Origin of the sequence: Pseudomonas sp. LD120, from assembly GCF_009861525.1 — a bacterium.
In the GTDB taxonomy this organism is placed as follows: Bacteria; Pseudomonadota; Gammaproteobacteria; order Pseudomonadales; family Pseudomonadaceae; genus Aquipseudomonas.
In genome coordinates this window covers 375,646-401,453 of sequence record NZ_WVHL01000003.1, presented here as the reverse complement: position 1 = coordinate 401,453, position 25,808 = coordinate 375,646, and the positions used below count along the sequence as shown (strand labels likewise).

At 62.7% G+C, this 25,808-nt stretch carries 28 protein-coding genes and 1 pseudogene; 10 read left to right on the top strand and 19 right to left on the bottom strand.

What is annotated here, in order from left to right:
* Positions 1 to 16 precede the first annotated feature (16 nt).
* The 6 genes from PLD_RS08065 to PLD_RS08040 form a co-directional block, all read right to left on the bottom strand.
* Positions 17 to 1,339, bottom strand: a complete 1,323-nt coding sequence (locus PLD_RS08065) for a cytosine permease (protein ID WP_159891528.1) — start codon at positions 1,337 to 1,339, stop codon at positions 17 to 19.
* A gap of 111 nt (positions 1,340 to 1,450) precedes the next feature.
* Positions 1,451 to 2,425 (bottom strand): biotin-dependent carboxyltransferase family protein, encoded by a 975-nt coding sequence (locus PLD_RS08060; RefSeq protein ID WP_159891526.1) that lies wholly within the window; start codon positions 2,423 to 2,425, stop codon positions 1,451 to 1,453.
* Positions 2,422 to 3,294 (bottom strand): allophanate hydrolase subunit 1, encoded by an 873-nt coding sequence (locus PLD_RS08055; protein WP_159891524.1) that lies wholly within the window; start codon positions 3,292 to 3,294, stop codon positions 2,422 to 2,424. The genes PLD_RS08060 and PLD_RS08055 overlap by 4 nt, the downstream gene beginning before the upstream one ends.
* Entirely contained in the window at positions 3,291 to 4,664 is a 1,374-nt protein-coding gene (locus PLD_RS08050) for an acetyl-CoA carboxylase biotin carboxylase subunit (protein ID WP_159891522.1), read from the bottom strand. The genes PLD_RS08055 and PLD_RS08050 overlap by 4 nt, the downstream gene beginning before the upstream one ends.
* Before the next feature lie 10 nt (positions 4,665 to 4,674).
* A complete protein-coding gene (locus tag PLD_RS08045; RefSeq protein WP_159891520.1) occupies positions 4,675 to 4,917 on the bottom strand; it encodes an acetyl-CoA carboxylase in 243 nt (80 codons plus the stop codon).
* Between the two features lie 94 nt (positions 4,918 to 5,011).
* Positions 5,012 to 5,770: a 5-oxoprolinase subunit PxpA gene (locus tag PLD_RS08040; RefSeq protein ID WP_159891518.1), complete on the bottom strand. Its 759-nt coding sequence runs from the start codon at positions 5,768 to 5,770 to the stop codon at positions 5,012 to 5,014.
* Between the two features lie 211 nt (positions 5,771 to 5,981).
* Between PLD_RS08040 and PLD_RS08035 the strand changes: the two genes are divergently transcribed.
* A complete protein-coding gene (locus tag PLD_RS08035) occupies positions 5,982 to 6,899 on the top strand; it encodes a LysR family transcriptional regulator (RefSeq protein ID WP_159891516.1) in 918 nt (305 codons plus the stop codon).
* 358 nt (positions 6,900 to 7,257) lie between these two features.
* Here PLD_RS08035 and PLD_RS08030 read toward each other — a convergent pair whose 3' ends face one another.
* The 5 genes from PLD_RS08030 to PLD_RS08010 form a co-directional block, all read right to left on the bottom strand.
* The gene (locus tag PLD_RS08030; protein WP_159891514.1) at positions 7,258 to 7,848 is read right to left on the bottom strand and encodes a membrane integrity-associated transporter subunit PqiC; all 591 of its coding nucleotides are present in this window, start codon (positions 7,846 to 7,848) and stop codon (positions 7,258 to 7,260) included.
* Positions 7,845 to 9,527 carry an intermembrane transport protein PqiB gene (locus PLD_RS08025; RefSeq protein ID WP_159891512.1) on the bottom strand — a complete coding sequence of 561 codons (1,683 nt, stop codon included), beginning with the start codon at positions 9,525 to 9,527 and terminating at the stop codon, positions 7,845 to 7,847. The genes PLD_RS08030 and PLD_RS08025 overlap by 4 nt, the downstream gene beginning before the upstream one ends.
* Positions 9,520 to 10,134 carry a paraquat-inducible protein A gene (locus PLD_RS08020; protein ID WP_159891510.1) on the bottom strand — a complete coding sequence of 205 codons (615 nt, stop codon included), beginning with the start codon at positions 10,132 to 10,134 and terminating at the stop codon, positions 9,520 to 9,522. The genes PLD_RS08025 and PLD_RS08020 overlap by 8 nt, the downstream gene beginning before the upstream one ends.
* Positions 10,134 to 10,742 carry a paraquat-inducible protein A gene (locus PLD_RS08015; RefSeq protein WP_159891508.1) on the bottom strand — a complete coding sequence of 203 codons (609 nt, stop codon included), beginning with the start codon at positions 10,740 to 10,742 and terminating at the stop codon, positions 10,134 to 10,136. Before PLD_RS08015 ends, PLD_RS08020 begins: the two co-directional genes overlap by 1 nt.
* A 183-nt stretch (positions 10,743 to 10,925) precedes the next feature.
* Entirely contained in the window at positions 10,926 to 11,360 is a 435-nt protein-coding gene (locus PLD_RS08010; RefSeq protein ID WP_159891506.1) for a multidrug/biocide efflux PACE transporter, read from the bottom strand.
* A gap of 89 nt (positions 11,361 to 11,449) precedes the next feature.
* Here PLD_RS08010 and PLD_RS08005 point away from each other — a divergent pair, with 89 nt between their 5' ends.
* Positions 11,450 to 12,304: a LysR family transcriptional regulator gene (locus tag PLD_RS08005; RefSeq protein WP_159891504.1), complete on the top strand. Its 855-nt coding sequence runs from the start codon at positions 11,450 to 11,452 to the stop codon at positions 12,302 to 12,304.
* 230 nt (positions 12,305 to 12,534) lie between these two features.
* Positions 12,535 to 13,020: an N-acetyltransferase gene (locus PLD_RS08000; protein WP_159891502.1), complete on the top strand. Its 486-nt coding sequence runs from the start codon at positions 12,535 to 12,537 to the stop codon at positions 13,018 to 13,020.
* Positions 13,021 to 13,116: 96 nt separating this feature from the next.
* Here the strand turns inward: PLD_RS08000 and PLD_RS07995 are convergent, their stop codons facing one another.
* From PLD_RS07995 to PLD_RS07985, 3 genes are all read right to left on the bottom strand, one after another.
* On the bottom strand, positions 13,117 to 13,614 hold the full coding sequence (locus PLD_RS07995) for a GNAT family N-acetyltransferase (protein WP_159891500.1): 498 nt from the start codon (positions 13,612 to 13,614) through the stop codon (positions 13,117 to 13,119).
* A 198-nt stretch (positions 13,615 to 13,812) separates the two neighbouring features.
* Positions 13,813 to 14,301 carry a GyrI-like domain-containing protein gene (locus tag PLD_RS07990; RefSeq protein ID WP_159891498.1) on the bottom strand — a complete coding sequence of 163 codons (489 nt, stop codon included), beginning with the start codon at positions 14,299 to 14,301 and terminating at the stop codon, positions 13,813 to 13,815.
* A gap of 67 nt (positions 14,302 to 14,368) precedes the next feature.
* Entirely contained in the window at positions 14,369 to 15,031 is a 663-nt protein-coding gene (locus PLD_RS07985; RefSeq protein WP_159893434.1) for a LysE family translocator, read from the bottom strand.
* 279 nt (positions 15,032 to 15,310) lie between these two features.
* Between PLD_RS07985 and alaC the strand changes: the two genes are divergently transcribed.
* Positions 15,311 to 16,522: an alanine transaminase gene (gene alaC, locus PLD_RS07980; protein ID WP_159891496.1), complete on the top strand. Its 1,212-nt coding sequence runs from the start codon at positions 15,311 to 15,313 to the stop codon at positions 16,520 to 16,522.
* 266 nt (positions 16,523 to 16,788) lie between these two features.
* Here the strand turns inward: alaC and PLD_RS07975 are convergent, their stop codons facing one another.
* Together PLD_RS07975 and PLD_RS07970 are read right to left on the bottom strand one after the other, a co-directional pair.
* A complete protein-coding gene (locus tag PLD_RS07975) occupies positions 16,789 to 18,141 on the bottom strand; it encodes a GntP family permease (RefSeq protein ID WP_159891494.1) in 1,353 nt (450 codons plus the stop codon).
* 86 nt (positions 18,142 to 18,227) lie between these two features.
* A complete protein-coding gene (locus PLD_RS07970) occupies positions 18,228 to 18,761 on the bottom strand; it encodes a gluconokinase (protein ID WP_159891492.1) in 534 nt (177 codons plus the stop codon).
* Positions 18,762 to 18,976: 215 nt separating this feature from the next.
* On the opposite strand from PLD_RS07970, the gene PLD_RS07965 reads away from it, so the two are divergent.
* Positions 18,977 to 20,008 carry a LacI family DNA-binding transcriptional regulator gene (locus PLD_RS07965; protein ID WP_159893432.1) on the top strand — a complete coding sequence of 344 codons (1,032 nt, stop codon included), beginning with the start codon at positions 18,977 to 18,979 and terminating at the stop codon, positions 20,006 to 20,008.
* A gap of 6 nt (positions 20,009 to 20,014) precedes the next feature.
* Here the strand turns inward: PLD_RS07965 and PLD_RS07960 are convergent, their stop codons facing one another.
* Positions 20,015 to 20,635 (bottom strand): LysE family transporter, encoded by a 621-nt coding sequence (locus PLD_RS07960; RefSeq protein WP_159891490.1) that lies wholly within the window; start codon positions 20,633 to 20,635, stop codon positions 20,015 to 20,017.
* A 66-nt stretch (positions 20,636 to 20,701) separates the two neighbouring features.
* On the opposite strand from PLD_RS07960, the gene PLD_RS07955 reads away from it, so the two are divergent.
* The gene (locus PLD_RS07955) at positions 20,702 to 21,631 is read left to right on the top strand and encodes a LysR family transcriptional regulator (protein WP_159891488.1); all 930 of its coding nucleotides are present in this window, start codon (positions 20,702 to 20,704) and stop codon (positions 21,629 to 21,631) included.
* On the opposite strand, the gene PLD_RS07950 is transcribed toward PLD_RS07955, so the two are convergent.
* A complete protein-coding gene (locus tag PLD_RS07950; protein WP_159891486.1) occupies positions 21,628 to 22,545 on the bottom strand; it encodes a LysR family transcriptional regulator in 918 nt (305 codons plus the stop codon). The genes PLD_RS07955 and PLD_RS07950 overlap by 4 nt on opposite strands.
* 122 nt (positions 22,546 to 22,667) lie before the next feature.
* Between PLD_RS07950 and PLD_RS07945 the strand changes: the two genes are divergently transcribed.
* From PLD_RS07945 to PLD_RS07930, 4 genes are all read left to right on the top strand, one after another.
* Positions 22,668 to 23,099, top strand: a complete 432-nt coding sequence (locus PLD_RS07945) for a PACE efflux transporter (protein ID WP_159891484.1) — start codon at positions 22,668 to 22,670, stop codon at positions 23,097 to 23,099.
* A 98-nt stretch (positions 23,100 to 23,197) separates the two neighbouring features.
* Positions 23,198 to 23,830, top strand: a complete 633-nt coding sequence (locus tag PLD_RS07940) for a glutathione S-transferase family protein (RefSeq protein WP_159891482.1) — start codon at positions 23,198 to 23,200, stop codon at positions 23,828 to 23,830.
* A gap of 36 nt (positions 23,831 to 23,866) precedes the next feature.
* Entirely contained in the window at positions 23,867 to 24,610 is a 744-nt protein-coding gene (locus PLD_RS07935; protein WP_159891480.1) for an NAD(P)-dependent oxidoreductase, read from the top strand.
* Positions 24,611 to 24,788: 178 nt separating this feature from the next.
* A complete protein-coding gene (locus PLD_RS07930) occupies positions 24,789 to 25,295 on the top strand; it encodes a hypothetical protein (protein ID WP_159891478.1) in 507 nt (168 codons plus the stop codon).
* Between the two features lie 253 nt (positions 25,296 to 25,548).
* Here the strand turns inward: PLD_RS07930 and PLD_RS31060 are convergent.
* A pseudogene (locus PLD_RS31060) lies at positions 25,549 to 25,800 on the bottom strand (methyl-accepting chemotaxis protein); the annotation flags it as partial.
* Between the last annotated feature and the right edge of the window lie 8 nt (positions 25,801 to 25,808).

Below are 25,808 nucleotides of genomic sequence, written 5' to 3'. Positions count from 1 at the left end.
GCTGCCGAGGTCGCACTTACGCAGACCTCGGCAGCCTAGCGCGCACACGGCTCGACAGGGCGGCCTGCAAGGCAAACGCCAGGCCCCCAGTCAGTGGCGCGGAAAAACTCGCCAGCCCGCCCCCAGCCCACATCAGTATCAGCCCCAGAGCGGTGCCACCGAACCAGGCGGTCAGCCCCACCGGGTTGAAGGCCGCCACCCTGTCAATCGCCGTCACCTCGCTACGCCCCAGCAGAATCTGCGCCAGGGCCACGCCGACCCAGGCCACCACGAAGATCCCCTGATAGGCCAGGGCCTTGAGCAGGTAGGCGAACACGTCCGCCAGCATCAGGCCGTAGACGATGATCCCTACGGCCACCGCCCACATCAGGTAGGAACCGCGCAGGCCGAAGCGGCCGAAGAACGCCTGCATGTTCAAGGTCGCCAGGTAGTAGTTGGCGGTGTTGATCCGGGTCTGGGTGGCCCAGACGAACAACAGCCCCCACAACCCCATCAATTGCAGGATCGCCATCACCACCGAGACTTCGTTGAGCGCACCGTCATGGGGAATGCTGCTCACCAGATAGATCCCTGCCGCACCGTTGAGCAAGAACGTCACCGCGTAGAACGGCATGCCGAAGTTCCAGCGACCGTGATAGCCGGCGTCTTCGGGCTTGCCCAAGCGTGCATAGTCGAAGGTGAACAGCATCAGGATCCACACCCCCATGTAGGCCACGAAGCAGTCCCACCAGCCCGTGCTATTGGGATTGGCCGGGCCGAAATCCAGCCATTGCGGCTGGTAGCCATAACGGCTGATGGACAGGCCCACGGCGAACAGCAAGCCCCCCAGGTACACCGGCAACAGCACGCCGTTGAGCTTGTCCAGCCAGTGCTGCACGCTGCCTAGGATCAACGGCACGCTGTACAGCACCACCACCAGCGCCGCCAGCGGGTACAGCAGTTGCGGGTACAGGTGGTTGAGCGCCACGGCGATCACCGAACCCTCGAACACCGCGTAGTAGATGGCCGTGGAGAAAAAGATCAGGGTCGCCAGGCAGGCCCCGGTGCTGCCGAACAACAACCGCGAGAACAGCGCCACCGAGAGCCCGCTGCGCATGGCGAAGCGGCTGAGCACGCTGTTCACCAAGCCATAACTGAGCACCGACAGGAGCATGCCGATCAAGGCATTGCGGGTGCCGTAGGACAGGGCCAGGGAAGCCCCGACGACGATGTAGAACATCGCGCTGCACACCGCCCACCAGGCCATGGTCAGGGACAGTCGACCCATGCGTGCATCGCTGGGAAGGGCCACGTTGGCCGGGGTCTGCCCGGTTTGATTCGCTTGCGATAAAGCTGCCATGTGCGTGAACTCCAGAACCGATCAAGGGTTGAAGCGCGGGCAGCCGTCACCGCACCGAAGTGCGGCGTTGGCCTACCGTTTGGCATGACCCGCGCGATGCGGCGGGCAGAATCAGGAAGGAAACAGTTTGCTCAGACAGCTGAGCTTTTTCTTGTAGGAACGCCGGGCCTCCAGCGCGTCTTCGAGGGTCACCGCGACAAAGCGGGCCTTCTGGTTGGGCTGCATCTGGCCGATCAGGTCAAGGTCGGCGCTGATCACCGTGCCGATCATGGCGTAGCCGCCACCGGACACCGCATCCCGGTGCAGGACGATGGGCTCCAGCCCCGCCGGCACCTGGATCGAGCCGATCGGGTAACAGCTGTCGACGATGTTCGACGGATCAGAACCGGCGCCGAACGGCTGCTCCCGGGGCTGGAAGCTCAAGGCGCTGCCGCCCTTGAAGCGATAGCCGATGCGGTCCGCCTCCGAACCCACGGTCCAGGGTTCAGCGAAGAAGCTGGCCTTGGCCGCGTCGCTCAAGCGTTCGTAGTACAGACCCGGCACCACCCGCAGGGTGATCTCGCCACCCAGGGATTGACGCAGCGCCATGGGCAAGCTGGCACCGGGACGGCTCTTGCCGCTGGCGACGCCCACCGGCAGCTCATCCCCGGCCGCCAGACGCCGGCCCTGGAAACCACCCAGGGCGCCCAGGGCGTAGGTCGAACGACTGCCCAGCACCAGCGGCACATCGATGCCACCGGCCACCGCCAGGTACGCTCTGGCCCCGGCCTTGGGAAAGTCGAAACGCAGCACTTGCCCGGCCTTGACCGCAAAGGCGGTGTCCAGGTGCATGTCCACACCATCGAGTTTGGGCGTCATATGGGCGCCGCAGACCGCCACCAGGGCATCGGTGCTGAATTCCAGCTCTGGCCCGAGCAGGGTGCACTCCAGCCCGGCCGCGCCTGCCGGGTTGCCCACCAGCTGGTTGGCCGCGCTCAGGGCGTACTGGTCCAGGGCCCCGGACGGCGGAATCCCCAGGTGATAGAAACCTTCGCGACCCAAGTCCTGCACCGATGTGGCCAGGCCCGGTTTGATGACCTTGATCATGCCAGCACCTCCTGCAGCGACTTGGGATAGCCGACCGGGTCGGCGAGAAAGGCATCCAGGGAAAACTCCACCTCGCGGATACGCAGGTCGAAGCGCCCGGCCTCGACTTCGGCCACCGCCTGGTCGTAAGCCTCACGGTCGATGGGCTTGAACTGCACGATGTCCCCCGGGCGGAAGAACACCATGTGCGCCTTGAGGTAGGCCAGTTGCTGCTGCGGGTCGTAGATGGGGGCCGGGGTGACGCCGAACATCTGGTAGCCACCGGCGCCGCGCACCGAGTAGATGCAGCCGAAACAGCCGCCGTGGCCCAGGGTCAGTTTTGGCGTATCGGTGCGTGGCCGCAGGTACTTGGGCACCTGCAACTGCCGCTCGCGTTCGACCATCTGGAACATGAACGGCAACCCGGCGACGAAGCCCACCATGGAGACAAACCAGGGCGCACCGCTGTGGGCGGCGATGAACGCCTCGACGTCCGCCAGGCCATTGATCCGCGCCGCGTACTCCAGGTCCGTGGCGCTGGGGTCCTGATGCCGGTCGCGAAAGCGCATCAGGGTTTCGTGGGTCCAGGGATCGTTGTAGAGCACCGGGATCTCGATGATCCGAGTGTGCAGGCTGCGCTCGGCCACCGCCCCGGCCTCGGCCTGCTGCACCGCCTCCAGCAGAACCTGCGGAGCGATACGATCAGGATCGAAACGAATCTGGAACGAGGCATTGGCCAGGCACACATCCAGCACACCGTCCAATTCCAGGCGCTGCACGGCGCGGGTCACCGCCATGCCTTTGAAGAAGGCTTCCAGGGACATGCTGTCGCTGACTTCGGCGAACAGGTGCTCGTCGGCACCAAAGCTGTAGCGGATCGGCTGGCTCATGCGACACCTCCGGCGCGGCGCGCGGCCAGCCAGGTTTCCAGGGTTCCGGTGTGAAAATCGGCCTGCTGCAACCAGGGTTCGGCCAGCAGTTCACGGTGCAGCGACAAGGTGCTGGCCATGCCGGTCAAGGTGGTGTGTTCCACGGCCAGCCGCGCCCGGGCCAGGGCCTCGTCGCGATCAGCTCCGTGGACGATCAGCTTGGCCAGCAGCGAGTCGTAATAAGGCGGCACAGCATAGCCCGGGTACAGATGGCTATCGACCCGCACCCCCGCCCCTTGCGGCCAGATCAGTTGCTCGACCTGGCCCGGACTGGGGAAGAAATCCCGCGCCGGGTCTTCGGCATTCAGGCGCATCTGCAAGGCCGCGCCATTGAGCTGGATGTCGCTCTGGCGCAACCCCAGGGGCTCGCCCCCGGCGATGCGCAACATGGCCTGGACCAGATCGATGCCGGTGATCAGTTCGCTGATGGGGTGCTCCACCTGAATCCGCGTATTCATCTCGATAAAGAAGAACTCGCCGGTGCTGTCGTCATACAGGTATTCCAGAGTGCCAGCACCTTGGTAACCCAAGGCTTGGGTCAGGCGCACGGCGCTGCTGCACAACTGCTCACGCTGCTCGCTGCTGAGTACCGGCGACGGCGCTTCTTCGAAGATCTTCTGCCGCCGCCGTTGCAACGAGCACTCGCGCTCGAACAGGTGCACGGTGTGCTGGCCATCGCCCAGTACCTGGACTTCGATGTGCCGCGCGCGACCAATGAAACGCTCCAGGTACAGCGCACCATTGCCGAACGCGGTCTGGGCTTCGCGTTGCGCCCGAGGGAATTCCTCGGCCAGTTGCGCAGCGTCCTGGGCCAGGCGAATCCCGCGCCCGCCACCACCGGCACTGGCCTTGATCAACAGCGGAAAGCCCACGCTTTCAGCGGCCTTGCGCGCGGCGTCCAGGTCGAAGAGTTCACCTGGGGAGCCGGGCACCACGGGCACACCTGCCGCCTGCGCCGTGCGCCGGGCTTCGGCCTTGTCGCCCATGCGGCGGATGGTTTCGGCGCGGGGACCGACGAAAATCGCCCCGGCCTCGACCACCGCCTCGGCAAAATCGGCATTCTCGGAAAGAAAGCCATAACCCGGATGCACCGCGTTGGCACCGCTGGCCTGCAAGGCACCGAGCAGGGCCTGGACGTTCAGGTAGCTCTTGTCGGCTCGCGCCGGGCCGATGATCTGCACTTCATCGGCCATACGTGCGGCCATGGAGTCGGCATCCGCCTCACTGCAGGCGGCAACCGTGGGAATCCCCAGGGCCTTGGCCGCACGGATGATGCGCACGGCGATCTCACCGCGGTTGGCCACCAGCAACTTCTTGATTGCTTGAGTCATGCCCCGGCCCTCACTGCTTGAGCGTGGCGACGACCTGACCCGGTTCCACCGGATCACCGTCTTGCACCGCAAAGGCGCTGACCTGGCCCGCGCTCCCGGCGGTCAGTTCGGAAAACTGCTTCATGACTTCGATCAGGCCGATCACGGTATCGGCGCTGACACTGTCGCCGACCTCGACGAAAGGCGCCGACTCGGGGGTGGCCTTGCGATAGAAGGTGCCCGGCAAGGGGGTGATAACACTGTATTCGGCCATGTCTGTTCCTTTTGGAATAGTTGTAGAAAGGCAGGCAAAAAATCAAAACCAGATGAAACCCGCGTCTGTGCGCGGTGCTTCGTTTCAATGCGCCTCAGCGCGGTGCGCGCACCTCGATGCCGGCCTGATCCAGCGCGGTGCGGGTGGCCTCGACCAAGTCCAGGGCGCCCGGGGTGTCGCTGTGCAGACAGATGGAATCGAACTCGAGGAACAGCTCCTCGCCTTCAACCGTACGTACCAGGCCGGTCTGGCAGGCGCGCAACACCTTGGCCGCCACCGCGGCCGGGTCCAGGGCGCGGACATTGCGGGTAAACACGATGCAGCCGCTGAGGTCATAATCGCGGTCGGCATAGAACTCGCGGATCACTGGCTGGCCCAGCTCCTGGGCCACATGCCAGATCACCGAATTGGGCATGCAATACAGCAGCAGCTCGGGCTCCAGTTTGCGCAGGTTTTGCACCAGCAACCGCGCGGCCTCTTCATCCCGGGCCAAGTGCATGTAGAGCGCGCCGTGGGGCTTGATGTGTTGCAGCTTCACGCCTTGTACCCGGGCCAGCTCACGCAGGGCGCCGAGCTGATAGAGCATGTCGTCCACCAGCTCCTGGGCCGGGGCATTGATGTGCCGGCGCCCGAAACCCACCAGGTCGCGAAACCCCGGGTGAGCACCAACGGCCACGCCCCGGCGCTTGGCCTGCTCGATGGTGCGGCGCATGGTGCCAGGGTCGCCAGCGTGAAAGCCGGTGGCGATGTTGGCCGAACTGATAAAGCCCATCAGCTCGTTGTCGACGCCATCGCCGATGGTCCAGGGGCCGAAGCTCTCGCCCATGTCCGAATTGAAATCCACTGCCTGCATCACTGTTGCTCCAACTCTTGTGACTTCGTGCAACGGAAATTAGAGCGGTCTTGACCCCTTGGGAAGATCTATTATCAGATATAGCTTCTTCTGAAAAACAGATAAAGCTCTGCTAGGAGTAGGCGGACGGTGATCCGTTTATTGATCAAGGCCGGCGTGAGATGGCTTTGGCCGGCAAGCCGGCTCCTGCAGAGGAGATGGGGAATGGAACATGTCGTTGACCTTGCGCCAGGTGCGCTACTTCGTGGCGACCGCAGAGATCGGGCAGATCTCCCAGGCGGCGATCCACTTGAATATCTCCCAATCGGCGGTAACCACAGCGATCAAGGAGCTTGAAGCCATGCTCGCGGTGCAGTTGTTCGTGCGCTCGGCCCAGGGCATGAACTTGACCGATGCCGGGCGGCATTTTCTCAACCGCGCCTATGTGATTCTGCGCAGTGTCGAGGATGCGCTGAACAGCCCGCTGCCGGATTACCGGGCCAGCGGCGTGCTGCACCTGGCAGCCAGCTACACGGTGATCGGCTACTTCCTGCCGCACCATCTGCAACGCCTGGAACACTGGCACCCGGACGTCACCATCGAGTTGCATGAGCAGGAACGTCGGGCCATCGAGCAGGGGCTGCTGGAGGGGCGTTTCGACATGGCGGTGGTGCTCACCGCCAACCTCACCCACCCGCACATCGTCTCCGAGACGCTATTTAATTCCGAGCGCAGGCTGTGGCTGCCAGCCCACCACCACCTGTGCGAACGCGCCAGCGTCAGCCTGGCGGACGTGGCCGAAGAGCCGTTTATCCTGCTGACGGTCGATGAAGCCGAACAAAGTGCCATGCGTTATTGGGAGCAAGCTCACCAACAGCCTCAAGTGCGGGTGCGCACCAGTTCAGTGGAGGCGGTGCGCAGCATGGTGGCCAACGGCAGCGGCGTAGCGATCCTTTCGGACCTGGTGCATCGCCCCTGGTCCCTGGAGGGCAAGCGCATCGAAACCCTGACCCTGAGTGACGCAGTCACCCCCATGAGCGTTGGCCTGGCCTGGCACCGCGAACGGACCTTTACCCCGGCGATGCAAGCCCTGCGCGACTACTTCCACGACGCCTTCCTGGCGCCCCAGCAACTCTCGGCCCGGCGCTGAATTGCTTGCCCCCTCTGCTGTAGCCGCTGTCGAGCCTCGGCGAGGCTGCGAAAAGGCCCGCAGGGCCTTGCCTGGCGATCGCCTGGCGAACCTGCAGCGGTCTCAAGATCTTTACGTCCGCTGCGTCGGAATGCCGCCCAAGCCGTTCACAGCCTGCGACAGCGGCTACACAGCGGCGCTGGCCCCGTCGGCTTTGGCGTAGCCGCTGTCGAGCCTCGGCGAGGCTGCGAAAAGGCCCGCAGGGCCTTGTCTGGCGATCGCCTGGCGAACCTGCAGCGGTCTCAAGATCTTTACGTCTGCTGCGTCGGAATGCCGCCCAAGCCGTTCACAGCCTGCTGCCAGCGGCTACAGGGCGGATTCAGGGGCAGGTCCAGCGCTGCGCGGCGGTGGCGATCTGCCCGGCCAGTTGGGCAATGGCCTGTTGGTGGGCCTGCACCAGGCTGTTCAACTCGACACCCGCCGACTGACGGATCTGGCTGCTGCAGGTGAGGCTGCGGGCCGGGCCGCCCTCGCCCCGCAGGCGCAGGCTCCAGACCACATCGATCAGCGCGTAACGCCCGGGCAGGGATTCGAAACGCCGCACATCAGTCTGCAATGACAGTACCGGACGCCCAGGCTGCTTGGGCAACCCTTCAAGGTTGCGGGTGCCGAGCTTGTGCTCCATCTGGCTGGCCAGGGCATCGTGGAATTCATCCACCAGAGGCGCGCTCCAGCGCTGGGTCTCGAGGATCGCCAGGCTGCCGCTGTCCTGGCGTACCACCAGTTGTGGCTGGTCCACCTGTACCGGAATGCGCACCGTGGACATCTCGAACTGCAGATTGCCGGTCCGCGCCGCAGCGCTGCCCTCGGCCACAGGCGGCATCAGGGTGTAGTAACGGGTGGGCGCGGAGCTACAAGCAGCCAGCCCCAGGGTCAGGGTCAGGCAGAACAACAGGGCACGGGTTTTCATGGCTGGGCTTCCGGTACGGATTCGCGAACAGAGGAGGATGGCGACGAATAGGCATCCGGTTGGTTGTCTTTGAGGCGCCCGCGGATCAGCGCTTCCGGATGACGCCCGAGGAAGTCACTGAGCACCCGCACCGAGCGCGCGGTGCGCTGCACTTCATCCATGGCCTGGCTGAGTTTCTGCCGCTGCGGTGAGTCCTCGGAGAAGCTCTCGTTGGCACTGGCCAGGGTCTTTTTCGACTGTTCCAGGGTGTCGCGCATGTGCGGCAGCACTTGGCTATTGACCTGTTTCAGGGTCTTTTGCATTTCCACCAGGCTGCCGTTGAGGTTGGCGGCGATGGAATCGATCGGCAGCTTGCTGATCTTGTCGACCACGGCCTGCAGTTGCTCTTGCAATTTGTCCATGCTGCCCGGCACGGTGGGAATCTCCAACGGCCGCGCGCTGGCATCGTAGGCCACGGGCCTGGCGTCGGCGACAAAATCCAGGGAGATGTACAGCTGGCCGGTGAGCAGGTTGCCACTGCGGGGCTGAGCCCGCAGGCCGTTTTTGACGAAGCCGGCGATCAGTTGCCCTGCGCGGGCATCATCTTCGCCACCTGTCTGCTTGAGGAGTTTTGTATGGGCTTTGCCCAGACGCTCGGGATAGATCACCGCGCCCACCAGGGTCGGGAAGTAATTGCGCCGTTCGTCGTAGTCCAGATCCATGGACACCACCTTGCCGATGTTCACCCCGAGGAACTCCACCGGCGCATTGATGGACAAGCCGCGCAGGGCCTGGTCGAAACGCATGCGGATGTAATACGGCGCCCCATCCGGCGGGGCCAGGGCCGTGTCCTGGTCGCCGAACAGCGTGTACTCGGCGTTCTCTTCGGCGGGCTGGGCATTGGGGCTGTACTTGGGCTCGACGAAGGCAATGCCGCCGGCGAGGATCGACGACACCGACTCGGTGTTGACCTTCAAGCCGTTGGCGCCGAGGGTCACGTCGACACCACTGGCGTTCCAGAAGCGGGTGTCGGTGGTGACGTATTTATCGTTGGGCGCGTTGACGAAAATCTTCACGTCCACGCCCTTACCGTTGTTGGCCAGTTGGTAGGAAACCACCTGTCCCACCTGGATGCGCCGGTAATAGACCGGTGAGCCGATGTCCAGCGAGGCTAAATCGTCGGTGTGCAGGGTGAAGCGCTTGCCCTTCTGGCCGTAAGTAATGGGCGGTGGGGTTTCCAGGCCCTTGAAGCTGTGCTTGCGCTGCTCTGACTTGCCGGCATCGGCGCCGATAAAAGCCCCTGACAGCAGGGTGTCGACCCCGGAAATACCGTTGGCGCCGATCCGTGGACGTACCACCCAGAACATCGAGTCGGCGGCGGTGAACGGTTCGGCGGACTGATCCAGCTCGACGTTGGCCAGCACCTTCTTGCGGTCGTCGCTCAAGGCGATGGAGGTCACCTTGCCGATCACCACGTTCTTGTACTTGACTTGGGTCTTGTTGGCTTCCAGGCCTTCAGCGGTCTGGAAGCTGATAGTGATTTCCGGCCCGGCCGAGAGCGACTTGTTGACCACCATCGACAGCCCCACCAGGGCCGCCACGATCGGCACCAGCCACACCAGCGAGACATTGAAGCGTCGTGAGCGTAGCGCCGGTGCGGGCGGGGAATGTACTGCGTTAGAACCTGGATGATCAGACATCTTCAACCTCTACATCCCAGATAAGCCGGGGATCGAAACTCATGGCCGCCAACATCGTCAGCACCACCACCAAACCAAAAAACAGAATGCCCATCCGTGGATCGATGGAGCTTAGGGCGCGAAACTGCACCAGGGCCGCCACCAGGGCCACCACCAGTACGTCGAGCATCGACCAGTAGCCGATCAGCTCGATAAAGCGGTACAGCTTGGCCCGTTCGCGCTGGGCCCAGCGCGAACGACGCTGGCAAGTCACCAGCAAGGTGCCAAGGACACAGAACTTGCTGCAGGGCACCACCACGCTGGCGATGAAGATCAACAGGGCGATGTCCCAGGCGCCATGTTTCCAGAACTCCACCACGCCGCTCATGATGGTGTTTTCACTGGCGCTGCCAAAGATGCTGGTGTGCATCACCGGCAGCAGATTGGCCGGGATGTAGAAGATCAGGCTGGCCAGGAGCAAGGCCCAGGTACGCGCCAGGCTGTTGGGCTTGCGCGCATGCACTTCTGAATCGCAACGCGGGCAGCGATGCTCGGACTGCTGGCAGACGTGGCCACAGGTGTGGCAGAGCATCAATTGGTATTCCCGGGCGTAAGGCACTGTGCTCATCAATAACGCCCCTCCAGGTCATCCCAGAGGTAGCGGATGTCCTTGCCGGAAATCAGGATGATCAACACCGTCAGCATCGCCAGGGCCCACAGCCCCAGCCCGGGATGCACCTCGAGCATGCCCGCCAGCTTGACGATGGCCACCAGGATGCCCAGCAGGCACACCTCAAGCATGCTCCACGGACGCAAGTGCTCCAAGGCGCGCATGCAGGCCTTGAAGCCCGGCGCCGCGCGGTCGACATGGGCGAACCCCAGCACCCAGCACAGCAGAATGATCTGCAGGCACGGCGCGAGGATGATGGTCAGGCCGGTAATCGCGGCAATCAGGCTGATACGCCCCTGGGCCAGGGCTTCCACCGATTGCCAGAGGGTCGCCTCATTGCTCAGGCCTTCGAGACTGATTGTGATCACCGGAAACAGATTGGCGAAGACAAACAACAAGCCGGCGGTGATCGACAAGGCAAGCAGTTGCTGCACATTCAGGTAGCGGGCGCGGGCCAGCACCGCGCCACAACGCGAGCACTGGGCCATCTGGCCTTTGCCGAGCGGCACGGATTGATACAGCGAATCGCAGTGTTCGCAGATGATCCAGTTGCGGGAAATAGTCATGGTCTTCAGATAGTCGAGAGGGCCGCAGGTTCAGTGAGCCCCGCGCGACCTATTTTCAGAACAACGCAAGGAGCCTGTCCAGCGTTGTCTGAGCACTCGATGCAAGTCCCTAAACCATGATAGGCGCCCCACGACATTTCGCCTTGTGAGGCTCTGGACAGGCCCTCACAAGGTGATTTCCGCTCAGTGCGCCGGACACTGTTGCAGCCACTTGCCCCGCAGCAGGTCGTAGGCCCAGTGGTAGAGGTAGGTGTAGGGCAGGAAGAACAGCAGCACGCCGATGTCGAGGATCAACGCCTGCAACAGACTGATGTTCAGCCACCAGGCGATCAGCGGCACAGCCACCGCCACTAGCCCGCCCTCAAACAGCAAGGCATGCAGGACCCGGGTCCAGCTGCTGTGGGGCAGTTGCAGACGCTTGAGCAGCGCATCGAACAGGCCGTTGAGCAGCACGTTCCACAACAGCGCCAGCAAACCGATGCAGAGGGTCGCCAGGCCCATATCCACCAAGGGCTTGTCCATGATCCAGGAGAGCAACGGGGTGCAGATCAACAGCGCCAGCAGTTCAAAACCTACAGCTTGCAACATACGTTCGGTGAGGGATTTGTGCAGGGTCATCGCCATGCTCCTGAAGTGAATGTGTTGGCGATTCTCTAGGATCAGGTCGATACTTAATAATCAATAACCATCGATCAAGGCGATAGTTCATGGCCTCACATGAAGTGCTGCTGGCGTTCGTCCAGGCTGCGACCCAGGGCTCCTTTTCCGCCGCTGCGCGCAAGCTGGGCAAGAGCCAGTCAACCATCAGCGCGGCGGTGGCCAGCCTGGAAATCGACCTCAATGTGCAACTGTTCGACCGTACCAGCCGCAAGCCCGGCCTGACCCCCGCCGGGCATGTGCTGCGCCAGCGTGCGGAGGAGATTCTCGCCGCCACCAGCCGCCTGGAAATGAGTGCCAGCCAGCTGTCACAAGGCATTGAGCCGAAACTCACCATGGCCTTGTCCGACACCTATCAGTCAGATCGTTTTGAGCGCTGCCTGAAGGCCTTCGAACAACGTTACCCAGACCTGGAACTGGAATGCCTGATCGCCGAATGCGATGACCTGATCGCTCTGGTGCAAAGCGGTCGGGCACAGATCGCCTTTGCCGAAATGCAGGACGGCTACCCACCGGACCTGGACCACCGAACCTTGGAGGAACGGGGTGAAATCTCCCTGTTTGTGTCTCGCAAGCACCCCTTGGCACAACGGGCCAAGGTCGATCAGGAGACCCTGCGCCAGCACCGCGAGCTGCGTCTGGCGACGGTGCTCAACCCTTATGAGAACCGCACTCAGGGTCGAGTGTGGTCGGCCCCCAGCTACTTGATGCTGCTGGAAATGGCCCAAGGTGGTTTTGGTTGGGCGCCGCTGCCGCGCTGGCTGGTGGACGGTTTTGGCGCCGGTAAATTGCAGGAACTCAAGGTCCGTGGCTGGCCGCGCACGGTGGCGGTAGACGCACTCTGGTCACGTCTGCACCCTCCCGGCCCGGCAGGCAGTTGGCTGCTGAACTGGATGCTGGAGTAACGCCCCGTGACCTGCCGTCGGTGGTGCTGCAAGTACTGGTACAGGCGGGCGCGGGCGGCGACCGCAGCGCTTGCACCGGGCAAATCAAGCCCCTAGCCAAGCGCACTTGAATGCCCAGCCGCCCCTTGCCTGCCTGGCCACCTGGGCAATCGACACGTCGCATAAATAAATGTCCCATTTGGGCAAAATCGCTAAAATCCGCCCCCTCCCCCCCCTGGACACCCCCGTCAGTGACCATTTGTCTCGTGCCTTATGAACAGCTCGACAGGCAGCAGCGTGCGCAACTACTGAGCCTTGAAGTGCGACCTGAACAGAAAGCGTTTTCCGGGGATATCCACGGCGCGCTGTACACCCTGGGCCATGCGTCACAAGGGGGCATCAAGGGCTTCGCCCTGCTGTGCGAGCAACGGCCGGTGGCCTTCCTGCTGCTCAAGCACGCGCCGTGCCTGCCAACCTGGGCCGAGGCCGGTCACGCCACCCTGCACGCCCTGCAAGTGGACCGACGATTCCAGGGCCAAGGATTGGGCACCGCCTGCCTGCAAGCCCTGCCCAGCGCGGCACTGCACGAATGGCCGCAACTCAAGGGCCTGATGCTCGCGGTGGACGCCGACAACCAAGCCGCGCTCAAACTCTATCTCAGGCAAGGCTGGGTCGAGGATGGCGAAGCCTATAAAGGCCGGATGGGCTATGAACGCAGAATGGTTCTAGCGTTCTGACTTCGGCACGGCGACCGGAGGAGACACACCTGTGAAACAGCCCCCTTGAAAAGCTCGCGCCCCGGCGCTCCTTGTTCATCAGGGCCAGCGCCTGACTCACAGCGCCCGCACCATTTCATGCCAGGCCATGCCACCGTGAACCGAGGCTGAAGCCTGGACGTAGTGGAAACCGAAGCGCTGGTAGAGCGGCACATGGCGTTCCTTGCACATCAGGTGGATACGCGCCTTGCCCAGCTCGCTCATGCGCGCGATGAAGGCTTGCAGCAAGTGTCGGGACAGGCCCTGGCCCTGGAAGTCCGGATGCACCACCACCGACATGATCACCACCTCGGAACCGGCCGGGTCGTGGCCGATCAGTTCCTTGAAGGCTTCATCGGCCATCTGCACCTCAAAGGTGGCGCCAGCGTTGATGAAGCCCGCCACCCCACCATCGACCTCGGCGACGATAAAGCCCTCGGGCCAGGTGGCAATGCGGGTAGCGATCTTTTCCCGGGTCGCGGCTTCATCGCCCTCATAGGCCAGGGTCTCGATGGCGAAGCAGCGGTCCAGATCAGTGGGCAAGACAGTGCGGATCAGTGGAGACAAAGCGGTCATGGAAAGCAGCCTGGAAGCAGTGAAAGATCGCCGATTCTAGCAACAGTGCGGTTCCGGACGCCGCTCAATGGCCGGGCTGGTGGCGGGTAACGGTGTGGAAGGCGCGGCCAACAGGCGCGGCAGCCGCGGCAATCGACGCACCGACACGGGGAGAACGCCGCCAGGAAAAATCGGCGGCGAATCAGCGCCCCGGGGGGCTCAGGCACTTTTAAGCGGCAGCCAGATTTCCACCACGCCGCTGCCGGTGTCTGGGTTGAAGTCCGCACTGTAGCGCTCGAACTCCGGCGCCTCGGCAGCTGTATGCCCGGACTGGGGCAGCCAGGTTGTCCAGATGTAACTGAAGGTTTGCGGCAACTCCTGCAGCGATCCGCCGTGCTCGAATACCGCGTAGTTCTGCGGCTGTACTTCAATCCAGCGATAACCCTCGGGTAGATCATCGAGCTTGCTGATCTCGACCCCGGCGATGTATTCAAAACCGCCCTGACCGTCGGGGTTGCAACAGATGCCGTAGGTCACCTCATCAACCTGCCCCGGCACCTGACCGATGTGCGGGATGAAGCGCTGCCACAACTGGCCGATGTCCTGGCTGGTGGCAGGAGTAAAGCGCTCGCCGAGGCCGGCAATCAGCATGAAACGCTCCCTTTCGAAACGTGGTTCTGGACCCGCGCCCTGTTTTTGCTCATCCATGACTGCCGCTCCTGCCGTGAAAAGATGGGTTCGGCGCCAAGTATAGAAGCCAATCGTCAACTAAGGATCAGAGCCCGGAAAGCTCGCCCGCTGCGCTGCCAAGAATGAACTCCTGGTAACCGGATAGAATCACGTACACCGCGAAGTAGCAGAAGATCGCTGCAGATGCCAGATAGGAATAGCGCAAGAGCTTGTCGCCCAGCAGCTTGCCTCCCTGGGTCGCGGCCAGGCACAGGCCCAGGGTCCAGACCAGCCCCGCCGAGAAGAAACCGGCCAGGAACAGCCCGGAGCCTGCGATCCCGGCGCCACCGGAGCGAGCGATCAAGGTGCCTCCGACGGCGGCGAACCAGAGGATCGCACTGGGGGAGGACATGGCCAGGAAGATCCCTCGGAAGAATTCCTTGCGCGGCGACCCATTGTCCGCCTCGCCAGCCGTGGCCAGCACCGCGCTGTGATGGATGGCGGCGTAAATCATCTTCGCTGCGAAGTAGACCAACAGCGCCGAGCCGCCGATCCACAGCACCCAGCGCACACTTTCGTATTGCAGCAGCACCGTCATTCCGGCCAGGGCCAACAGGGCATAGATAAAATCACCGACACAGGTTCCCAAGCCCAGGCAGAACCCCTGGAAATAGCCTCGCTGCATGGCCAGGGTGATGATCGCGATATTGGCCACGCCGATGTCCAGGCACAGCGAAAGGCTCAGCAAAAAGCCGCTGGTAAACTCCATCATTCATCTCGTTTGAAGCTGTTATTCGAAGAGGTGGCGCTCGGCAATACATCCGTCTAAACGGATCAGGCAGACGCCGGTCGCGGCCATTGCAGGCAAAAAACGTGCACGTTATAGCGGCAAACCCCACACCGTCGCAAATGCACCACTGGCGCGAAAAAAAGTTTCTGGCCCTCTGGACAAGCCTACGCCAGCGCCCTTATCGTCTGCGCCGCAGGCCACCGCAGTGGCCAACGTCGCTCGGACGGTTCCGGGCGCTTACGTCTTTTCGAGGCAACAATGGCCGAACAAGGTTCGCCGCGCCGCTTTGCGCGCATCGATCGTCTCCCCCCTTACGTTTTCAATATCACTGCCGAGCTGAAGATGGCTGCGCGTCGGCGCGGCGAAGACATCATCGACTTGAGCATGGGTAACCCCGACGGCCCGACTCCGCCGCACATCGTCGAGAAACTGGTCACCGTCGCCCAGCGTGAGGACACCCACGGCTACTCCACGTCCAAGGGCATTCCACGGCTGCGCCGGGCGATTTCCCGTTGGTACAAGGATCGTTACGAAGTCGATATCGACCCGGAAAGCGAAGCCATCGTCACCATCGGCTCCAAGGAAGGCCTGGCGCACCTGATGCTGGCCACGCTGGATCAGGGCGACACGGTGCTGGTGCCCAACCCGAGCTATCCGATCCACATCTACGGCGCCGTAATCGCCGGCGCCCAGGTGCGTTCGGTACCGCTGGTGCCGGGGGTGGACTTCTTCGCCGAACTGGAAGGGGCCATTCGCGGTTCGATCCCCAAACCGAAGATGATGATTCTCGGCTTCCCCTCCAACCCCACCGCCCAATGCGTGGAGCTGGATTTCTTCGAGCGGGTGATCGCCCTGGCCAAGCAGTATGACGTGCTGGTGGTTCACGACCTGGCCTACGCCGACATCGTCTACGACGGCTGGAAAGCTCCGTCGATCATGCAGGTGCCCGGGGCCAAGGACATCGCGGTGGAGTTCTTCACCCTGTCCAAGAGCTACAACATGGCCGGCTGGCGCATCGGTTTCATGGTCGGCAACCCGGAACTGGTCAACGCCCTGGGGCGGATCAAGAGCTACCACGATTACGGCACCTTCACCCCGCTGCAGGTGGCGGCGATTGCCGCCCTGGAAGGCGACCAGCAGTGCGTCAAGGACATTGCCGAGCAGTACCGGCAACGGCGCAATGTATTGGTCAAGGGCCTGCATGAACTGGGCTGGATGGTGGAGAACCCCAAAGCCTCGATGTACGTCTGGGCCAAGATCCCCGAGGCTTACGCACACCTGGGCTCACTGGAGTTCGCCAAGAAGCTGCTGGCCGAGGCCAAGGTCTGCGTGTCACCAGGGGTGGGTTTCGGCGAATACGGCGACGATCACGTGCGCTTCGCCCTGATCGAGAACCAGGACCGGATTCGTCAGGCGGTGCGCGGCATTCGCGGCATGTTCCGCGCCGATGGCCTGGTGCAGAAAAGCTGATAACACCTCAGCCACAAAAAAACCGCATCGCTGCGGTTTTTTTATGCCTGCCTACCCAGGCCTGCCCCTTGTAGCCGCTGCCGCAGCTGCGAACGAGTGCACAGCGCTCGCGGCGCTTCAGAGGCCCATCAAGGGCTGACGGGCAAGCCCCTTCGGGCCTTTACTCAGCCTCGTCAGAGGCTCGACAGCGGCTACATGCGCCAGGGACCACAAGGCCTTGAACGATCCGACGGTCGCCAATGCCCTTCCGGCCGTGACAATCGGCGCTACACCACCAACGACAACAATAGGATAAAGATCAGGCCCACCACCGAGAGGATGGTTTCCATCGCCGTCCAGGTCTTGAAGGTCTCGGCCACGGTCATGTTGAAGTACTGCTTGACCAGCCAGAACCCGGCGTCGTTGACGTGAGACAGGATCAAGGAACCGGCGCCAGTGGCCAGCACCAGCAGTTCGCGGTTGACCCCGGGGATCATCCCCACCACCGGCACCACGATGCCCGCGCCCGTGATGGTCGCCACGGTGGCCGAACCGGTGGCGATACGGATCACCGCCGCCACCAGCCAGGCCAGGAGGATCGGCGAGATCTGCGCGTTGACCGCCATGTGACCGATCACGTCCCCCACGCCGCTGGTCACCAGCATCTGCTTGAAACCACCGCCAGCGCCGATGATCAGGATGATCGCGGCGGTAGGCGCCAGGCTGGCGTCGAGCAGACCGAGAATCTGCTTGGAACCGATGCCCTGCTTGTAGCCGAAGGTGTAGAGCGACAGCAGCAGGGCCAGCAGCAAGGCACTGATCGGGTGGCCGATCATGTCCATCCAGATACGGAAGAAATGCCCGGCCGGCAGCGCCACGTCGGCGAAGGTCTTGAGCAGCATCAGGAACACCGGCAGCAGCACAGTCAGCAAGGTCACGCTGAAGCTGGGCAGGTTCTGCGAGGTGTTTTCACGGGCCAACTGGTCCACCAGTTCCTGGGATGGGTGGCCCGGAATGTACTTGGCAATGAAGGTGCCGTAGATCGGACCGGCAATGATGGCGGTCGGCAGCGCGACGATCAGACCGTAAAGAATGGTCTTGCCGATGTCAGCGCCAAACACGCCGATGGCCAGCAGCGGCCCCGGATGCGGCGGGACCAGGCCGTGCACCGCCGACAGACCAGCCAGGAGCGGAATGCCGATCTTGATCAGCGACACCCCGGTACGCCGGGCGACGATGAACACCAGCGGGATCAGCAGCACGAAGCCGATCTCGAAGAACAGCGGGATGCCCACCAGGAACGCGGCGAACATCATCGCCCACTGCACCCGCTCCTTGCCGAACGAGCGGATCAGGGTCTGGGCGATCTGATCGGCGCCGCCGGACTCTGCCATCATCTTGCCGAGCATGGTGCCCAACGCCAGGATGATGCCGACAAAACCGAGCACGCCGCCAAAACCGTCCTGGAACGCCTTGATGATCTTGTCCACCGGCATGCCCGAAGTCAGGCCGAGGAACCCCGCGGCGATGGTCAGGGCAATAAAGGGATGCAGCTTGAATCGGGTGATCAGCACGATCAGCCCGATGATGGTGACCACTGCATCTACCAGCAGATAGGTCTCTTGGGACATGCCAAACATGGGGGGTTGCCTCCGGTTTGTTGTTTTTATTAAAGCGTTAAAAACAAGGGCCAAGTGGGACAGCGCTACCTATTTCGAGCCAACACTCAATGTGAAGGTTCAAGGTCATGCTCCAGCCACCATTGGTGGGCCTGTTCGGCCAGGCGCTGGACGCTCAGGGTGCTGGCATCCAGGGCCAGGGTGAGCGGCTCCCCCACGGGGGATTCGAGGGTGGCGAACTGACTGTCGATCAGGGTCGAAGGCATGAAATGCCCGGGCCGATGGGCCACGCGCTCGGCGGCGACAGCCGGGGTCAGTTCGAGAAAGATGAAACCCAGGCCCGGGGTGGCGGCGCGCAGGCGTTCACGGTATTGGCGCTTCAAGGCCGAGCAGGTCAGCACCGGACGCTGGCCGGCGGCCAGGGTGCGGCGCAGCTCGTCGCACAGGCTGTCGAGCCAGCCGGCACGGTCGTCGTCGTCAAGGGGAATCCCGGCACTCATCTTGGCGATGTTCGCGGCAGGGTGAAAAGTATCGCCTTCAATGGCGGTGGCGCCGCTGCGTTCACAGAGCGCCTGGCTGACGCTGGACTTGCCACAACCGGCAACACCCATGATGACCAGGGCGGTAATAGATTGACTCATGTAACACCTCAGCGCGCAGACAGCGCTACCTTTGCTAGTTCTGGTTCTAGTACAAAAACAGTGTCTGCCGACGCCTTCTTGTCATTTTTGTGGGTTGCCGCGTATATAGTCCTCCAAACCAAAGAGCGAGGGTCAGGCACACCTCGCTCACGCATTGCAGCTGTTTCAGGACAGCGCTACCTTAGTGACTTGAATTTTGTTTGGCAAGCCGTCTGATGACCACCCAGAAGAACGATAAAAATACCCGTACCACGGGCCGCCCCACCCTCAACGAAGTCGCGCGCCTGGCCGGTGTCAGCCCGATTACCGCCTCCCGGGCCCTGCGTGGCGTCAGCAGCGTGGCCAGCGAACTGGTGGAAAAGGTGCAGAAGGCCGCGCTGGAGCTCAACTACGTGGTCAACTCCGCCGCCCGTGCCCTGGCCTCGGCCCAGAGCCAATCGGTGGTGGTGCTGGTGCCGTCGCTGTCCAACCTGCTGTTCATCGAAACCCTGGAAGCCATTCATCAGGTGCTGCGGCCCAAGGGCTTCGAAGTGCTGATCGGCAACTATCACTACTCCCGGGACGAAGAAGAAAACCTGCTGCGCAACTACATGACCTACCAGCCACGAGGCTTGCTGCTGACCGGTTTCGACCGCACTGAAAGCTCACGACGGATGATCGAAGCGAACAACATTCCGTGCGTCTACATGATGGATCTGGACACCGGTGCGGGTCTGAACTGTGTCGGCTTCTCGCAGTTGAGCGCCGGTGAAACCGCCGCTCAGCACCTGATTTCCCGTGGCCGCAAGCACCTGGCCTACGTCGGCGCGCAACTGGACCAGCGCACCCTGCTACGCGGCGAAGGCTTCCGCCGTGCCCTGCAGGCTGCGGGGCTGTACAACCCCGATCTGGAGTTGCTCACTCCGCGCCCCTCCTCCGTGGGCCTGGGCGGCGAGCTGTTTGTGCAACTGATGCACAGTCAGCCCCAAGTGGACGCGATCTTTTTCGGCAACGACGACCTGGCCCAAGGCGCGCTGCTGGAAGCCCTGCGCTGCGGCATCAAGGTTCCAGAGCAAGTGGCGGTACTGGGCTTCAACGACCTGCCGTCCTCGGCGCACATGGTGCCGCGCCTGAGCAGTATCAGCACCCCAAGGGAAGCCATCGGCCGCCGTGCAGCCGAGCAGATGCTGACCCTGCTGGCCGGCAATAGCGTGGCCGAGCCCGTGGTGGACATGGGCTTCGAGCTGCGGGTGCGGGAAAGCACCTGAGGTGTTTCAGGGCTGCAGGCTCAGCACGCTGAGCAGCAGCCCGAACCCCACCAGCACCACACCAAATACCTGATCGATACGGCGCTTGTACCCCTGCAGTCGACTGGCAATGGCCGGTGCCGAGAAAAACAGCGCCACCGCCACGAACCACAACACGTGAGCCAGGACAATGATCCCCCCGTAACCGATCTGCACCGGCAATGCCGTGCCCGGCTGGATAACCTGCATAAACAGGCTGAGAACGAAAATCATCGTCTTGGGGTTCAGCGCATTGCTCAGAAAGCCGCTGCGCAGAGCCGCCCATGACGAAGTCTCGACATTCGCCGCCCCCTCCTCGTGCGCCCCCTGGTCCGAACCGCGCAACAGCTTGATCCCCAGATAGATCAGATAAAGCGCCCCGGCAATCTTCAGCCCGTTGAACCACAGCAGCGACTGCTGCAACAGCAACCCCACCCCCAGCAGGCTGTAGCCGATATGCAGCATGACCCCGAGCCCGATACCCAGGGCAGTGAACACACCGTGGCGGCGCGAGAGCATCAGGCTATTGCGCGTTACCAAGGCAAAATCGGCTCCGGGGCTGAGTACAGCAAGAATGGTAATGGTGATTACGACTAACAGTTCAGTCACGTTACATACGCCTTGGTTATAGAATCAGGCGCTACTGTATGGGGATCGGCACGGGGACAGCCAACGATGAAAACTGACACTCTCAGTGATAAAAACTCACAAACATTATCTAGACGCCTGCCGCCCCTCGGCGCCTTGCGCTGCTTTGAAGCGGCAGCACGCCTGGAAAGCTTCACCCGGGCCGGCACCGCCCTGCACCTGACCCACGGCGCTATCAGTCGTGCGGTGCGCGCCCTGGAAGAAGACCTGGGCACGGCCCTGTTTGAACGCCGCAGTCACCGGGTATTTCTCACCGCGGCTGGAGCCGAACTGCTGCACAGCGTGACGCAGGCCCTGGACCTGATCGAGAACACCACCAGGCGCCTGCGCGCCCCCATCCTCGATGCCCCGCTGGTGCTGTCCTGCGAACCGACCTTGCTGATGCGCTGGCTGATCCCCCGCCTGCCAGCGTTCCAGGCCGCCCACCCAGAAATCTCGATCCAATTGCTGGCCGGCGGCGGGCCTTTCGCGTTCAACCAGGGGATCGATCTGGCGATCCGCCGCAATGACTTTCCCTGGAGCGACGAGACCCAGGCCCATTGGCTGTTTGACGAAGCCGTTGGCCCAGTGTGCCGGCCAGACAAACAAACAGACTGGAGCCCATCGCCAATGGGCCTGCCGACCCTGTTGGAGCATGCCCCGCGCCTGCACAGTGCCACTCGACCACACGCCTGGGCGCAGTGGCTACAAGGGCGTCAGTTGCCGGCGTCCCAGGTGCCCCAGGAGCAAGTCTTCGAGCATTTCTACTTCAGCCTGCAAGCGGCGGTGGCGGGACTGGGGCTGGCCATTGCCCCCTGGCAACTGGTGCGCGACGACTTGGCCGGCGGACTGCTCTGCGCCCCTTTCGGATTCGTCGCCGACGGTAGCGCCTACTACTTGTTGTCAGCCCAAGCGATCAGTGACGATTCGGCGGCCGGGCGCCTGCTGCACTGGTTGCGCGAACAAGCCCAGGCTTAAACCAGCGGGCCAGGCAAAGCCCCCAACGCGGGGTCCTCGCCACTGAGTAGCTGCACCAGAGCCAGGGCCCCCTTCTGCAGCGGCTGGTTCTTCAACCACAGCGCATGCACCGGCAATGACAAGCCGTTATCGATGTTTTTGAAATGCAGGCGTTGCAGGCGCCCGGCGGTGAGCAACGGCTGGATCAGCGACAACGGGAAATTGCCCCAGCCGATGCCGGCCTCCACCATCTGCAGGGCCATGGCCAGACTGTCGGTGCGCCACAGCGACTCCCCCACCAAGGGCCGGGTATCGCTGATCGGCAAGTCACGGCTGGCCACCACCACCTGACGGACGCGAATCAACTCCTCCAGATACAAGGAACCGTCGCTGGACCGGAACAGCGGATGTTCGGCCGCGATACAGGCGATCATCCGCTCGCTGCCCACGTACTGGAAATACTCCAGAGCGTTGACGCTCAGCCCGGCAAAGGCCATGGCGACACTGACCCGCCCACTGTGCAACAAGTGCAGCACATCATCCTGGGGGGCGCTGAGCACCTCCACCTCCAGCAGCGGGTACCGCTCGGCGATCCGCTTGATCGCCGCCAGCAGCCGCTGCTTGTCGAGGTCATCCACCACGGCAATCGACAGTCTGCTCTCCAACCCCAGAGACAGCTCGATGGCGTGCACCTGCAACTGCTTGAGCTGGTCGGCGATCAGTCGTGCATGAGGCGCGAGCGACAGCGCCAACGGCGTCGGCACAGGCTCGCGATGGCTGCGGTCGAACAACGCATAACCCAGTTCCGCCTCAAGATTGGCGATCCCCATGCTGACCGCTGACGGCACCTTGCCCAACGAGCGGGCCGCCGCGGAAAAAGAACCGCGTTCAAGCACGGCGAGAAATAACTGGATGCTGTCGCTGGAAAAATTCATGGGCACAACCTATCAGTAAAACTGAAAGCTTCCGACTTTTTCTATCATTGGCATTGAAGCTATCTTCTGCGCCCCGTGCCAGCCCAGCCCTGGCCGTTCGCATTCAATACCGAGGAATCTCCATGCAAGGCGTGAAACGCAAACTGGTCTATGTCTCCCTGTTCGAAGTGTTCGGCATGACCTTCTCGGCCCTTGGCCTGGCCCTGCTCTCCGGCACCTCCCCCAGCAGTACCGGGCCGCTGGCGGTGGTGATCACCAGCATCGCGGTGACGTGGAACTTTATCTACACCAGCCTGTTCGAGCGCTGGGAAAGCCGCCAGCCGTCACGCACCCGTACAGTCAAGCGGCGCATCGCCCACGCCGTGGGTTTCCAGCTGACACTGATCGTGTTCCTGATCCCGCTCATCGCCTGGTGGATGCACATCAGCCTGGTGCAGGCCTTCCTCCTCGACCTGGCACTGATCCTGTTCATCCCCTGCTACACCTTCGTCTTCAACTGGCTATTCGACCGGGTCTTCGGCCTGCCAGCTTCGGCCCTGCCCGATCCGGCCTGACGCGCGGCTAAATACCCGGAGTCAAATTGACCATCGCCCAGCGGCGGTTGCGCTGATAGATTCCCATGGGCCATCTGGGCCACGAATAAGGAAGCATCATGGCAACCCCCTGCAGAATTCTGGGTAAAGCGTCATCCATCAACGTCAGGAAAGTCCTCTGGACCTGTGAGGAACTCGGACTTGCCTACCAGCAGGAAGATTGGGGCAGCGGCTTCCAGTCGACCCACAGTCCCGAGTTTCTGGCCCTCAATCCCAACGCCCAGGTGCCAGTGCTGATCGATGACGCTGGCGTACTGTGGGAGTCCAACAGCATCTGCCGCTACCTGGCCAACCTGCATCCTGGCAGCGGCCTGCTGCCCATCGCTCCGCGCGCCCGGGCCCTGGTAGAGCAGTGGATGGACTGGCAGGCCACCGAGCTCAATCCAACCTGGAGCTACGCCTTCATGGGGCTGGTACGCCAGCATCCAGCCTGCCAGGAGCGCGAGCGCATCGACGCCAGCCTCATGGCCTGGAACGCCAAGATGGCGATTCTCGAACAGCAGTTGCAACACGCGAAAGGCTATGTGCTGGGTGAGGACTTGAGCCTGGCGGACATCGTTCTCGGACTCTCGGTCAATCGCTGGAAAATGACGCCCATGGAACACCCGGACTACCCCGCGATCGAGGCCTACTACGAGCGCCTCAGCCTGCGTCCAGGCTTCCGCCTGCACGGCCGTAACGGCACCCCCTAGCGCGCAGCACTGTCACCCCGTCACCGGAGATTGGACATGGATGGACTCAACGTATTACTGACCGGCGCCTGTGGCCGGATCGGCAAAGTATTCTTCCAGGGTTCCCAGGAGCGCTACCGCTTTACCCTGACCGATCGCGTCGAGCCGGACTTCGAAATCCCCACGCCCCATCGCTTCGTGCGCCTGGACCTCAACGACCCACAGACCGTTGGCCGTCTCCTGCCGGGCATCGACGTGGTCGTCCACCTGGCCGGCATCCCCGACGCCAGCGCCAGTTTCGAGCAATTGCTGCCCAACAATATCCTCGCCACCACCTACCTGTTCGAGGCCGCCATGAATGCCGGCTGCCGGCGTCTGGTGTTCGCCAGCGGTGCCCAGACCATCGAGGGCTACCCGGTGGACCGGCAGATCACCGCGAACATGCCCGTGATGCCAGCCAATCTGTATGGCGTCAGCAAGTGCTACGGCGAAGCGCTGTGCGCCTTCTATGCCGCCCAGCATGGGTTGTCCTGCATCGCCCTGCGCATCGGCGCCTTCGAGTTCCCCGAGCATCATCAACTGACCACCACTCGCGATCTCAGCGCCTGGCTCAGCCCTCGGGACGCCCTGCAACTGCTGCAACGGGCGGTGGAAGCCCCGGGGGTGCAGTACTTCATCGGCCACGGTATCTCCAACAATCGCTTCAAGCGCCTGGATCTCAGCGAAACCACCCGGGTCCTCGGTTATGAGCCGCTGGACGACGCCTTCCAGGAGGACTTCGGCATTGCCATCACCTACTGAGCCGTGCCACGCCGCCCTGCTGTCCCGGACGGCAATTGCCAGAAAGCGGCAAGAGTTGTCCGCCTACTGGCGGTTCGGCAGCCATGAGCTCGGCAATCCATTGCGATTCAACGCAGTATTCTTTCGGCACGGATCTTGCTGACCCAGTAGTCTAGTTCCCTCACACAGGTTCTCGATCATGTTGGTCAACGCCCAGAAATCCGTTTCGGTGCAGCCCACCTCGCGCACCGATTTGGACCCTACCACCGCCGCAGCCAGCGTGCTTTACAGTGGCATGCTGCAACAGGCGCAAAACACCATGACCACTCCGGCGGCCCCATCCAGCCTGCAAGCCAACAGCGTTGACGATAATGTCAACGCGGCCTTCGCCAAGACCCGCGTGCTGCTCCAGGCCACACCACCGACAGCCGACATCTTGCCGGCCAATGGCGCCACCGCCAGCAGCGCAGTCACCGAATTCCAGGAGTACATGAGCAAAAGCCCCGAACAGCGGCTGCGCGACAGCATCCTGAAGGAGCTAGGCCTGACCGAGGAAGACCTGAAGAACCTGCCGCCGGAAAGACAACTGGCGATCAACCAGGAAATCACCCAGCGCATGCAAGACAAGATGAAGCTGGCCAACGACGAACAACAGACCAAGAACAGCGAGAAACCGATCGAAGAGAAGTTCCTCGCTTCGCTGTAACGGTCAGGTCACGAAAAAGGGTTCCCTGCGGGAACCCTTTTTCGTGAACACGTGAAAAACGCTACTGCAATTGCAAGCTCGAGTTGAACTGGCTGATGGCCTCCACCACATGCCACGAGCCTTACTGGATTTCCAGGATCACCTCCCCCGCCTCATTGGCCAACTCGACCCCGAGGCCAGTACGACTCAGGCTCGACTACAGGCTGATGACCCCGCTCGTGGAGAGGTCGTGGTTCTTGCGCACCACCTCGACGATTTCCACCGTAGCCTGGCTGGTCCGCGCCGCCAGACCGCGCACCTCTTCCGCCACCACCGCGAAGCCTCGTCCGTGCTCGCCGGCCCGAGCGGCCTCGATGGCCGCGTTAAGCGCCAGCCGATTGGTCTGATCGGCAATCCCACGGGTGGTCTGGACAATGCTGCCAATGATCTCCGACTGTTTGCTCACCGTATCAATGCTGCGCGCCGCCTGGTTGAAGTCTTGGGAAATCCACTCAATGATCTGCACCGCTTGCT